The sequence below is a fragment of the Moorena sp. SIO3I6 genome (assembly GCF_010672095.1).
Genome location: NZ_JAAHHU010000157.1, coordinates 1 through 12,449, shown reverse-complemented (window position 1 = coordinate 12,449; position 12,449 = coordinate 1). Strand labels below are relative to the sequence as shown.

General features: G+C 41.9%; 14 protein-coding genes. 7 read left to right on the top strand and 7 right to left on the bottom strand.

Features of this window, described 5'->3' with window-relative positions; all coding sequences use genetic code 11:
* The 3 genes from F6K49_RS28705 to F6K49_RS28695 form a co-directional block, all read left to right on the top strand.
* Positions 1–414, top strand: a 414-nt coding sequence (locus F6K49_RS28705) for a TetR family transcriptional regulator C-terminal domain-containing protein (RefSeq protein ID WP_293102095.1), incomplete at its 5' end; no start/stop codon positions are given.
* Positions 415–732: 318 nt separating this feature from the next.
* The gene (locus F6K49_RS28700) at positions 733–1,056 is read left to right on the top strand and encodes an SDR family NAD(P)-dependent oxidoreductase (protein WP_293102092.1); all 324 of its coding nucleotides are present in this window, start codon (positions 733–735) and stop codon (positions 1,054–1,056) included.
* Positions 1,057–1,353: 297 nt separating this feature from the next.
* A complete protein-coding gene (locus F6K49_RS28695; protein WP_293019667.1) occupies positions 1,354–1,608 on the top strand; it encodes a hypothetical protein in 255 nt (84 codons plus the stop codon).
* A gap of 529 nt (positions 1,609–2,137) precedes the next feature.
* Here F6K49_RS28695 and F6K49_RS28690 read toward each other — a convergent pair.
* On the bottom strand, positions 2,138–3,886 hold the full coding sequence (locus F6K49_RS28690) for an ABC transporter ATP-binding protein (protein WP_293102098.1): 1,749 nt from the start codon (positions 3,884–3,886) through the stop codon (positions 2,138–2,140).
* Positions 3,887–4,314: 428 nt separating this feature from the next.
* Here F6K49_RS28690 and F6K49_RS28685 point away from each other — a divergent pair, with 428 nt between their 5' ends.
* From F6K49_RS28685 to F6K49_RS28675, 3 genes are all read left to right on the top strand, one after another.
* A complete protein-coding gene (locus tag F6K49_RS28685; protein WP_293019670.1) occupies positions 4,315–4,443 on the top strand; it encodes a hypothetical protein in 129 nt (42 codons plus the stop codon).
* A gap of 8 nt (positions 4,444–4,451) precedes the next feature.
* Positions 4,452–5,045 carry a hypothetical protein gene (locus tag F6K49_RS28680; protein ID WP_293102089.1) on the top strand — a complete coding sequence of 198 codons (594 nt, stop codon included), beginning with the start codon at positions 4,452–4,454 and terminating at the stop codon, positions 5,043–5,045.
* 262 nt (positions 5,046–5,307) lie between these two features.
* Positions 5,308–6,213 carry a hypothetical protein gene (locus F6K49_RS28675; protein WP_293102086.1) on the top strand — a complete coding sequence of 302 codons (906 nt, stop codon included), beginning with the start codon at positions 5,308–5,310 and terminating at the stop codon, positions 6,211–6,213.
* A 60-nt stretch (positions 6,214–6,273) separates the two neighbouring features.
* Here the strand turns inward: F6K49_RS28675 and F6K49_RS28670 are convergent, their stop codons facing one another.
* The 5 genes from F6K49_RS28670 to dcm all read right to left on the bottom strand — a co-directional run bounded on the left by F6K49_RS28670 (position 6,274) and on the right by dcm (position 10,845).
* Complete coding sequence (locus F6K49_RS28670; RefSeq protein WP_293102083.1) at positions 6,274–6,606, bottom strand: DMT family transporter; 333 nt, start codon at positions 6,604–6,606, stop codon at positions 6,274–6,276.
* A gap of 189 nt (positions 6,607–6,795) precedes the next feature.
* Positions 6,796–7,230, bottom strand: a complete 435-nt coding sequence (locus F6K49_RS28665; RefSeq protein WP_293102080.1) for an EamA family transporter — start codon at positions 7,228–7,230, stop codon at positions 6,796–6,798.
* Between the two features lie 726 nt (positions 7,231–7,956).
* Positions 7,957–8,313, bottom strand: coding sequence for a hypothetical protein (locus F6K49_RS28660; RefSeq protein WP_293102077.1), 357 nt, complete (start codon positions 8,311–8,313; stop codon positions 7,957–7,959).
* Between the two features lie 427 nt (positions 8,314–8,740).
* Positions 8,741–9,202 (bottom strand): DUF1499 domain-containing protein, encoded by a 462-nt coding sequence (locus F6K49_RS28655; protein ID WP_364304082.1) that lies wholly within the window; start codon positions 9,200–9,202, stop codon positions 8,741–8,743.
* Positions 9,203–9,342: 140 nt separating this feature from the next.
* A complete protein-coding gene (gene dcm, locus F6K49_RS28650) occupies positions 9,343–10,845 on the bottom strand; it encodes a DNA (cytosine-5-)-methyltransferase (RefSeq protein ID WP_293102073.1) in 1,503 nt (500 codons plus the stop codon).
* Between the two features lie 439 nt (positions 10,846–11,284).
* Here dcm and F6K49_RS28645 point away from each other — a divergent pair, with 439 nt between their 5' ends.
* Positions 11,285–11,440, top strand: coding sequence for a hypothetical protein (locus tag F6K49_RS28645; RefSeq protein ID WP_293019683.1), 156 nt, complete (start codon positions 11,285–11,287; stop codon positions 11,438–11,440).
* Here F6K49_RS28645 and truB read toward each other — a convergent pair.
* Positions 11,388–12,296: a tRNA pseudouridine(55) synthase TruB gene (truB, locus tag F6K49_RS28640; protein WP_293102068.1), complete on the bottom strand. Its 909-nt coding sequence runs from the start codon at positions 12,294–12,296 to the stop codon at positions 11,388–11,390. The two genes, F6K49_RS28645 and truB, sit on opposite strands and share 53 nt — an antisense overlap.
* Positions 12,297–12,449: the final 153 nt, after the last annotated feature.

The following is a 12,449-nucleotide window of genomic DNA, read 5'->3' as shown; positions in this document are numbered from 1 at the left end:
AAACGATACCAAAAAAACTTGGCACGGAAATGTTTTGAAATTGAGCAACAGGAAACAACACCACAAGCACAATTGAGAGAGTTTGTGAATCTCTATCGAGATGGTTTGCAAGACAATAAAATTTGTTTGTGTGGAATGTTGACAGCAGATTTGAGTGTTTTAAATTCCGAAATCAAAGCAGAGATCAGAAGTTTCTTTTCTGTCACTGAATCTTGGGTAGCCAGACTATTGCACCGTGGCTGTGAAACCGAGGATTGGCAGTGTAGCAAATCGGTGGAAGTAGAAGCAAAAATGCTACTTTCGATGTTACAAGGAGCGCAATTATTAGCCCGGGTAGCGGAAGATAGTAGTGCTGCTTTTGATCAGATTACTGGTGCATGTCTGGAAGAGAAGCTATCAGCGGTCAGCGATTAGCTTAAGCGCTACGCGCACGCTACTTGAGGTGCTATCAGCGGTCAGCTATCAGCTATCAGCGGTCAGTGGTCAGCGGTCAGCTATCAGCTAATGGGCTATGGGTCACAGGCTAGAAGCCTGTTCCACACTACTTGAGGTGCTGATGCGAAAGTCACAGGCTAGAAGCCTGTTCCACACTACTTGAGAATAAAATAAGCTGACAGCTGACCGCTGACGGCTGACGGCTGACCGCTAATAAAGGAATAATTTTTTTTATTCCTTTATCTACCTTCTAGTAGGTAATTAAATTCTAACTATCAATCAATTAAGGAGATAATCATGACACAAGAATTTGCGGGACAAAAAATCATTGTTGTTGGTGGCACAAGTGGTATGGGTAAAGCGGTTGCTCAATTAATTCTTCAGCAGGGTGGTGCTGCGGTTTTAATTGGCTCACGTCAGCCTAAACTGGAAGAAGCAGTAACGGAACTTAGTCAATATGGAACGGTAGTGGGCGAGTTAGCTAATATCTCTGATCCAGAGATGAGGAATGCTTTAATTAATCGTTTAATACTAAGTTGCGGTCAAAGGTACAACTTTCTCTTCCGCCAATCTCCCAATCTCCCCATCTCCCCATCTCCCCATCTCCCCATCTCCCCATGAGTGGCGGCATAAATACAGTGAGATGCACCCCAAAAGTTTATCAAAAAATTGATAATTACTATAGGGTAAAGTAAAGGTAAAAAAAGCGATAGTGTAGCGGCTATTTAAGAGCATATTTGAACATTAATTAACTCTACTAATAAGGTTTATAGCTTTATATTATTTCCAATAACACGCTACATTTATTATTCAAAATCTGATAGCTGATAGCTTACAAAAAAAATTTATAAAATCTCTTTACAAATAAAACTATAATAATTATGATTATAGTGTATAAACCCATTGAAGTTGTTAATCATGTTTACAGACTTTGTTCCGAATCCTGACAATAATCCAGAGTATCTAATTCCGGGGAATACTACTCAATTTGTTTTCGGGAATAAAGAACCGGTTGAGCACAGGTTAAAGGGCTCCCGTAAGGCAGTAATGAATACCATCTATTCCCTGTATACCCAGGGCTACGCACAACTTTATGAGTGGACTCCTCTTGAGCCGAGTGGCATTCCTGGAGAAGTGATTAGTACTTTGACCAGGTACCTAATTCTGGATTAAGATTTTAAGCAGCTGGGGGGTTTTCCCCCTAGCTATAAGACCAGGTCTAATCACGTAAGATCATGATCAGACTGGTCATGGAACAAAGTCATATAACATAAGTAGTGAAATCAACTTACTGTGGATTTCAGCCAGCCGTGGAAATTATTTCTACGGCTATTTTTTTTATGGTTAGCAGAAGGTTAGAAGGTTGTTCGCGTAGCGTGGCCTTTTGGCCAAGGTTAGCAGGTTGAAGGTTAGCAGAAGGTTAGCAGGTTGAAGGTTGAAAGTTGTTCGCGAAGCGTGGCCTTTTGGCCAAGGTTAGCAGGTTTAAGGTTAGCAAGTTAGCAAGTTATAGTGGTTTGGCACTTTCATTAATTACAAAGCGTTAGTAGTCAGGGGCGAAATTTTAAGAAGGTGGGTTACGGTGCGGATAAAAACTGATTGGTCATTGCTCAAAATCCTGGCCCCACCTAACCCACCCTACGAACTTAATAAACATCTCCCCATCTCCCCATCTCCCCATCTCCCCACCCTCCCCACACTCCTATTACTTCACTCCAGACTGCACCCGCCACAGCATGGCATAAATTCCCTGTTGCTCTAACAACTCTTCATGTCGTCCTTGTTCTACTAATTTGCCTTGCTCGATTACATAAATACAATCGGCATTGCGGACTGTGGACAACCGATGAGCGATCGCAATGGTTGTGCGATTTTGGGTAATCTTTTCTAGGGAGCGCTGAATGGCGGCTTCGGTTTCATTATCAACAGCGGAGGTGGCTTCATCTAGAATCAAGATTGGGGGGTCTTTCAAGAGTGCTCGTGCGATCGCAATTCGTTGCTGTTGTCCTCCAGATAGTTTCTGACCGCGCTCTCCCACAATGGTGTCATAGCCTTGGGGCAGCTGCATGATAAATTCATGGGCTTCTGCGGTCTTAGCGGCAGCAACTATTTCCTCGGTGGTGGCATCAAAAGTGCCGTAGGTGATATTCTCTTCTACGGTGCCGTGGAATAAAAATACATCCTGGCTAACTAGACCAATAGCATGGCGTAAGTCTTTGAGCTTCAGCTGTCTGATGTCAATCCCATCAAGAGTTATCGAACCTGCTTGGATTTCGTATAGTCTTAATAACAGTTTCACTAAGGTACTTTTACCAGACCCTGTGGAACCTACTATAGCGATAGTCTTGGTGGCGGGAATGTGGAGGCAGAGATTTTCTACCACAGGGGGGCGATTACGGTAGGCAAATGTCACATTATTTAATACCAATTCACCTTTAACCTCGGACCTAGGCAATGGTGTATCCCCAGAGTGCATGGCAATCGGGGTATCCAGCAGATTCATTACCCTAGTAGTGGATGCCATGGCCCGTTGATACTGATCAAGGGTGTTACCCAGTCGAGTTAATGGCCACAGCAAGCGCTGAGTCATGAAAACTAAGACACTGTAGGTGCCTACTGCTAGTTCCCCGGCGGCTGCGGACTTACCACCGTAGAGCAGAATTCCGGTAAACCCAAATAGGATTAACATCCGAATCAAGGGGACAAAGGCAGCAGAAAATGCGATCGCTTTCTGGTTACTGTGCTGATACCCTAGACTTTGTGACTCTATCCGCTTTGCTTCATAGTCTTCCGCTGTAAAGCTTTTAATGGTAGTAATCCCAGTTAGATTATTTGCTAACTGTCCATTGAGTAACCCTACCTTTTCCCGCACCTCTGCGTAACGGGGAGCAAGCAGACCTTGAAAGGTAATCGAACCCCAGAGGATAAAGGGGATAGGGATCAGAGTGATCCAAGCTACATTGGGAGCAACGATAAAGAAGCCCGCACTGACCATAATAATGGTTGTGGATATCTGGAGAATTTCGTTGGCACCAATATCGAGAAAGCGTTCTAGTTGGTTGATATCATCACTCAGGATAGACATCAATCCCCCTGTACTACTATCTTCAAAATACGCTAGTTCCAACAATTGCAGATGAGAGTAAGCATCTAGGCGCAATTCGTGTTGAATGGTTTGAGCCAGATTCCGCCATAATCGTTGGTAAGTATATTGAAAGACCGATTCCAATCCCCAGACAATCAAGCTCAGGAATGCCAGCAATACCAGTTGGCTAAAGATATCCGTTACTCCTAGATGGGCTATCAAGGAATCTTGTTGTTTGACCACCACATCCACTGCCATCCCAATCAAGACCGGAGGGGCTAAGTCAAAGATTTTGTTGAGGATTGAGCATGCGATCGCTTTCCCGATTAGGGAACGATGGGGCTGAGCGTAACCAATCAGCCGCTGCAGGGGAGAGTTGGAATGCTTACGCTTATTTGGTTTTGACTTTAACCTTGAATTTCGTTTTGACTTTGACCTTGAATTCAACACAGTAATTAACCCTGACTGATCAGGCGGAATGGATTATTCTAGCAATTATTATACCCATGAGGTACAAATCTCTGGGTTTTAGGGAGCAGGGAGCAGGGAGCAGGGAGCAGTTAATAGTTAAGAGGTAAGAGGTAAGATGGAAAAAATAATGTGTACCTCATAGCTATGAGAAACGCTATAAGTCCAGAGAGCAAATCAATGGTTGATTATTATACCGTATAGCACTGCGTGTAATATAGCGCTACGCGCAAGTCAGAAGTCAGAAGTTAGAAGTCAGAAGTAAGCTATGACTAAGTTTGCTGAGTTTAGGAATGTCAAACATCTTAATGCGTAGTGCTATATAGTGTTTGTATTGTAGTTTTGAACATATTCTCTACTCCCTACTCCCTGCTCCCTACTCCCTAAAAACCAGTACCAAAGTACCTCACCGATTGTATTATTTCTATATAATATCGCTCAACCAAATTCATCAATAAACTAACCCTTGAATACTCCTAGCCACGCCATTATTAACCTTGCTGTTTTGAATCACCAGACTCAACTTCAGGCAGCTTTACCCATTACAATTGGTGCTATCTTACCCGATTTACCAATTTTTATCCTTTATATCTGGGCAAAATTGATTCGTCGTCAATCAGAGTACCAGATTTGGTCACAAACCTACGAATTGCCCTTTTGGCAAAACCTTGTTGCTACCTTTCATTCCCTTCCCCTAGCCCTGTGTGGAGTGATTATCAGCCATTACTGGGGATGGCAAATTTGGGAAATTCTATGTTGGAGTATGATACTGCACTCCTTATTGGATTTACCAGTTCACAATGATGATGCTCACCGGCACTTTTTTCCCGTTAGTAACTATCGTTTTATCAGTCCTTTCTCCTACTGGGACCCCAAGCATCATGGTTATACCGTATCCACAGTAGAAAAATTATTGGTGTTAGTAGCAACCATTGTTACTTTCGGTATGATTGACTCTTGGATAGGTAAAAGCTTACTAATTGTTGTGAATGTGTTATACCTTACTAGTTTTCTTTACTTTCGAGTGATTCGACCCAAATTATCAATTGGGTATGAATGAAGGAATTTGATTGTTTAGGTTACTTGGTCGATTTGTGGGATAATCGTTATTGTTCCTTGGCCTAGAGTGACACAAGAGGGTTAACTTTATATTATACAATATAACTGCATAGCAGCTTACCAGATTTGGCTTGACTTCTATATATGTAATGAGTCGATCAGCCAAGCTCCAACAAACAGCCACTGGCTTTTTGGAAGACTGGAAGCCACCGCAGATGCCCGCAAAAATAACTTTGGCAAGAGGTTTATTGTCTACCTAAACGTTGAATCAAGTGAAATTATATAGTGTTGAAGTACCTTTGGATATCCTAACCAAAGAGCATAGAAAGAAGATAACCGGAGATTTGGGACGCTATAATGCAGTTGCCGATATCTTAGAAAAGACAACAGAGCAAAAGAAAGCTTTCCTAGAAAGATGTAGGGGTTTATTCTTTCAGAATCTGCATGACGAGCAACTTAGAAAAGATGTAAGACTAGGGAACATAACTCTTGATATTGCTTGGTTGGTAGTTATTTGCTTTTCTGATGAAAACAATAATAAAGAACCTGGTTTCCCCCTCTATGAATTCACAAAAGTATCTGTTGCGAATAATACAGACAATTTCAATTTATCTTCAATTGCAGGTATGTTTTCAACATATATGCATGATTACGATAGAAGTAATATAGAGCATGCCGGAAATGATCAACAAGATAAGTATAGTCTATCTTTAGATATGTGGAAGATTCTCTTTGAACCACATCAAATCAATGACGGTCTCCCTTTGTTTGATAATTTACCGGTTTTTGTTTTCCCGAGAAGCCTATCAACAAACTCAGAAACAACTGTTTATATGAATAAACTTGGTTTTCAGGAAAAAAATTATACTATAAATGGAGAAGAGATTCGCTGCTTTTATGAAGATGGTAATAATCCTCTAGAAAATCCTCTTCTTAAATCAGCTATTTTATCAACAGGTTTAGTTCTAGTTGAGATCACAAGGTCTGATTTATACAAAGGATCTAAATATATCGGAGAATTTAATCGTCAAAATTTTTCAAAAGAGGTAAAATTCCAACAGGAAATAACAGTGTTAAAATGGCTTCATTCAAACAAAATTTTAGAAGTTAATAGCATGAATTTACACCTTTTATCGACTGATTATTTGCTTACTTCCACTAAAGGTTAACCCGAAGTATGGTATAGTGCAGAAGTGTTGAAGGTTTAAAATCTTCAACACTTCTGGCGTTTACCCTGCCTTTTGAGAACCCTTGCCTAACCTAGCGAGATAAATTCCAGCAATAACGCCAAGGAAGGAAACCATCTTGAGTGGCGTCAATTTTTCAGCGAAGATAATCCAAGCGAATAAAGCTGTAATCAGTGGATCGAGTAAGAGGCATACACTGACAAAGCTAGAGGAAAAATGCTTAAAGCTGTATGTTAAAAGGCCATGTCCAAAAACCTGTACAACAATGCCTAAAGCAACCACAGAAAACCATGCTGATTGTGTCAAGGGGAAGAGGTGTCTTCCATGATTAAAGTAAATCCCAAAGCTAAGATCGCTCTTAAGAAGCAGCTCCATAGCAAGATTGTGCTGACTGAGTATTTATTGCACAAGGATTCACGAGCTAAAAATGCACCAGCATAAAAAACAGAAGAGAGTAGTGCCAGCATATCTCCAGTAAAGTTGCTAGGGGCAATAAACCAATCCTCAAACTCAATACAACTAGACGCGAATAGTGCAATGCCTAGACCAACTAGAAAGCGGTTGTCAAATTGATTGCTGCTTCAGAAGCAACCAAGCACCGAGGGTTGAAAAGATAGGAGTCATGTTATGCAACAAATTGGCATTGGCTACACTAGTCTGAGTTAGTGAAATAGCCCACAGAGATACGCATATAAAAGTCATTAAAGGTTCTATCCCGAACAAGATTACATCGTTAATAGTAAGGTGCCCTGATGATTTACACTCTTGTTCAGGTTTCCCAGGGAATACAAGCTTTTGGCTTTCCCATAAGCTAAAGGTAACTGCAGCAATCCAATATCGGTTAAATATAGTTGCGCCAGGTCCAAGATCAAACTCAGCCAATTTTGTTAGAATCGCAGCAAATGAAAGGATAAAAGTTGCCATTAGCAATGCCAATAAAGGCATAAATGAAGCTTTTCTGGCAAGTGGAAAAATTTTTGGATTAATTAATTGATGCATTTATATACCATTTTCCAATAGATCATCAAAATCAATGCCGCATTGCTGCTTTATCATAACACCAAAAATCGGATATATTGACTACTGTTGCGAAGTTACTTTGTTCTATAAATCCTATGTTTACATCTCAACTAAAATGCTATAGTTATTTTTATTACTTGATAGTATTATTGAGCTTTATTAATTAGCAAGCAAGTTTTTTTGAATAACATTGTGACTCTAATATTCATGATATAAGTAGGTGGGCATAAATAAACGTTAAAACTAAAAATCCGAAAATGAAGCTGAAATCCTTTATTCATAGGGTTTTCGGTATTTTGAATTTCAATCGCTATTTTACACTTAATTACGCCCACCTACTTAGTCTTGAGATTCCTAAAGATAATTAACCTGAATATAGCGTTTATCGCAGTTATGAGGTACAGTATGATTTGACACCGATTTCCTGTCTTGATGCAGTCGCTCATGGGGGTTCCCCCCATGAGCGACTGCATCAAGACGGGAGTAGGGAGTAGGAATGTCTTCTCCTCATTAACCTATACCAGTTGTGTTGATTATCACATCGTAAAAAATGGAACTATCCATCAATTAGTAGTTAGTCTACCCAAAAAATATATCCCACATTCCTCAAGAAATGAAGAATGTGGGTTCAGATTCAAACGGTAAGCAATAGCCTACCCTAGGGAATCAAAATTCCACTAATGCCTAGTGCCTAAGGCCTAGTGCTTAGTCAGCAATGTACAACTTGCCAGTATTCCTGTCGATTACAATAATTTTTAAATCTGCACTAGCCGGAGCAGTAAAAACATCAGGAAGCTCAGTGATCTGAATGGTAATTGGATTATTTGAAGTAGAGTGGATTTTCAGAGGGCGATTCTTAGTATCGATATTATTGATATTGTCGTATGCTCCTACAATCATGTACCTTGCAGTATCTCCATGTACACCAAAGTCAACACGTGGTCCTGTACCTGTAGCTCCAGACTCAGAGAATCCTGCATAAGCATTGGCTGGGGATGCAGCACCAACTAAGGTAAAACATACCAACAATAACGAAACGAAAAGAGATGCAAACTTTTTCATGATGATTTTATCAATTTTTATTTTTTTTTATGGCGTACCTAACGGTAATTTTTACCAATTCGGCTTCGCCCAAAACTATATTTTGGGATATATCCAGAAATAGTTTTCGGAGTATTTCGATGCCAGCAGTGGTTAGATAATTAACCGCCAAAAGCATAGTAAACCATCAAAGCCTAGAGAGTATGTCAAGTTAACATAAATTAACTATTGGTTCATTAAACTTGAAAATTTAGTTGATGTAGGGTGGGCAGTGCTTGAAACAGATAACATAAGCAAGTCAATCCCGTTGCTAGGCACTGCCCACCAACGGGTTTATATTTATTGAAGATGTAGGGTGGGCAGTGCTTGAAACAGATAACATAACCAAGTCAATCCCGTTGCTAGGCACTGCCCACCAACGGGATGAATGATGTTTTGTTGATAAAAATTAGCTCAATTCCGCTCGAATCGTTTCCACCCGTTTCCGATTAACTCCCAAATCGGATTTTCCTAAACGGGAGGCGGAGCGAACATGGATTACCTTAGCACTGTCATCGAGCAAAAACTCTACATCATCCACAAATCCCATTAAACCGCTAGTGAATTGTGCGTAGAGATAGTTGTCTGTTTCTTCAATAATTTGTGTTCGTTCTAGGTTTTGGATCACAGTTTTAAGCTTAGCAATTGCTTCAGTAGGGGTTGAGTTGTAAGCTAAAGGTTCAATACCATGCTCGGCATCTTGGCTATAGCTGCTGACACAGTTAGGGGTATTTGGGCAAGGTGCTAATTGCCCTGAAGACTGAATCCCAATATTGGTAGGTTGTTTTCCTGGAAATTTCATCAACGATTCTCCTGAAAGGGCAAAGGTAGCTCCTATGGCAACAATAGCGACTAATACTAAAGATATCAATACTATTAGTATTAGTCTCAACGGTGATAGTTTTTGGGTTTGTACAGTCATACTGTAGTCATATCTCTAGTATTATTAATATCATATTTGGTTGACTAATTATCAAAAAAATTGGGGTTAGTAAGGGCAGAAGCCAAAGTTCAACACGTCTGCATCGTTTCTGGGTCGAATTCCCCTTGCAACATCGCAATCAGACATCGTCCAATGTGGTAAGCTAAATTAACAGGGACGGCATTGCCGATTTGTCTGTACTTTGATGATATAGAACCGGTAAATTCCCAATCATCGGGGAAACTCTGAATACGTGCATATTCCCTGACTGTCAACGGTCGTGTTTCTTCAGGATGACACCGCTCGGTCTGTTTTTGAGCTGGGTTACAGGTGAGAGTAAGGGAAGGTTCTTCCCAAGAAAGCCGCCTAGCCATACCGGTTTTGCCGCCACCGAGATAGAAACTCTTTTTCATATACTCTTTCTGAAGCTCTATTGGTAAGTTCCGCCAATAACCTCCTGGTGGTATTAATTCCATAATTTCTCTCTTGCGGGGAGGGTATTTTGCTCCTATAGATTTCGGGCAATCTTTGAGCACCTCCCTCAGGGAAATAGTGTAGTCCTTCTCCTTAGGAAATATTGCGTTTAGGTCTAAGTCTCTTCTAAGCGCAATGATAATTACCCTCTCGCGCTTTTGGGCGACATCTAGAAACTGCGCTCTGAGCAACTTATAGGTAGGGTTGTAGCCTAAATCCTCTAAGGTTCGCAGCATGGTGGATAAGGTTCTGCCTTGGTCATGGTGGATCAGACCTCTAACGTTTTCAACCAGTGCTATTTTAGGCTGTACTTCTTTGACACACCGTGCAAACTCAAAAAAGAGCGTCCCTCTAGTATCGTCAAAACCTTTACCCAGACCGGCATAGCTGAAAGCTTGGCAGGGCACCCCACCAGCCACAATCTCTACGTTGTCCTTGTATTTGTCTTTGTATTTCCCAAAGTAGTAGTTTTCTGGACGTTGCTGAATTGAAGTATGAATGGGCGATCGTCTGGTTTTGGTCAAGCCCCCTAAATCCCCCAACTTTGGGGGACTTTGAAAGTTTTGTCCCCCCCAGAATTGGGGGGCTAGGGGGGCGGAATCATACCCAGAATCAGCAACGCCGTTTTCTGATACTACTTCCGTCAATTCTTGTCCACTGTTCCCTGTTCCCTGTTCCCTGTTCCCTACTTCTGAAAGAAGTCTAGTAAAATCAACATTGGCTATATCCTCAAGTATGATTTTCCAGGAAGGTCTATTCAGCTTCAGAGTGTTTACGCAGTCTTTATCAATCTCCACCAACAGCTTGGTGGTTAAGCCAGCATTCTCAAAACCCAGTGCCATACCTCCACACCCAGCAAATAACTCAATAACTCTGAAGCTAGTGGGTTTGCTCTTGAGAACACGAAATTCAACCCCAGTAGCTAGCCCTAGATACTTCCTTTGAATTCGTTTTAACTCTTCTATGTCAAAAAAACGGTAGTTTTGTTCAGACCGCTTTGCCCTCAGCAGCTTTTTCTTTTCCCACCGGCGTATGGTGTCGGAGGAAACACCTAAAATTTCAGCAGCTTCCTGAACTGTGACTAGGTCTTGACCAGTGCCCGATTTAGTGTTTGCCATTTTGATTTGAAGGGAGTAGGGAGTAGGGAGTAGGGAGTAGGGAATCGGGAATCGGGAATCGGGAGTCGGGAATCGGGAGTCGGGAATAGAGGGAGTAGGGAGTAGGGAGTAGGGAGTAGAGAAAGTGTGGGAAGTGTGGGAAGTGTGGGGAGAGGGAATCTGTCAGGAAATTATAAAATTGCTATTAGATATTGCCCCAGTACAACACTACTTTATAATAGGGAATATTTAACGGTTAAATTCGGATCTTAAATAATAAAGTGAATTATTTTTAGTTATTTGTTTGCTTCAAATACACTTTAATTTTTGTTTATTACAATCTAAATTATAACTCATTATTCCTGACTCGAAGCTCGTCAATTTTAGGATAGTTGGTTATGTCAAAATCAGGTTAGGTAAGTCCTGTTAGATTCAATTAATTACAGCGGTTTTCATATTAATGGAGTACACACACGGATTTTTGGCCTGCTCCCTGCTCCCTACTCCCTACTCCCTACTCCCTGTTCCCAGATCCGCTGTTCCCTATTCCCTCTGCTATAGCATCAAACAAAAACCATTTGAGGAGCCAGCAATACTCCAGAGGTTGAGGAAATAACTTTACCAATACCCAAAAAACTGCCATCTTCGTGGTACACTTGCACAGGACTTGTGGAGGTTTCAAGGGTAGAGACTTTAACTAGAGTATCATCCCCAGAGATACGCTGTCCCAAACACCAGCGACGGGCTTGATCAGCGGACAAGGTTACAGAGGCTAAGTGCCCCAAAGCTACACTAGGGGACACTGGCTGGAATAGGGTTTGTTCCAGCTGTTGGGTCAATTCTTCTAATGTCAGACTATCGGCTAAATCAAAGCCACTGCTGCGAGTACGAGTCAGAGCGGCGAGCACACCACCGGTTTCGAGGGCATCTCCTAAATCCCGGGCTATGGAGCGAATATAGGTGCCAGGGCCACATGCGATCGCTAAATCAATTTCCGGAAATTCCCCGCCACGCCAATCCAAAACCTCGATCTTCTCAACCTCTACCGTTCGTTCTGGTACCTCTACCACTTCACCAGCTCTGGCTAAATCATACAGCCGTTTACCTTTGATCTGAATAGCGCTATACATTGGTGGCACTTGCTGAATCGTGCCTTCAAACTGTTTCAACAAACCCTTGACCAACTCCAGAGTCAACCCGGCTGCAGACTGAGTAGCAATCACCTCTCCTTCCAAATCATCAGTAGTTGTCCTGACTCCCAGTCTCACGGTAGCCTTGTAGGCTTTATCCTGCTGCATATACTGCAACAGTCGGGTTGCCTTACCCAGAGCTATCGGTAAAACCCCCGTAGCAGCTGGGTCAAGGGTCCCTCCATGGCCTACTCGTTTCAGCCGTAGCAGACGCCGCACTTTAGCAACGCAATCGTGGGATGTCCAACCTGCTGGTTTGTTTAAGTTTAGAAATCCTTGCACCAAGTTTAAAATTTATCTGTAAAGGTAGGGAATCGGGAATCGGGAATCGGGAATCGGGAATCGGGAATCGGGAATCGGGAATCGGGAATCGGGAATCGGGAATCGGGAATCGGGAATCGGGAATCGGGAATCGGGAATCGGGAATCGGGAATC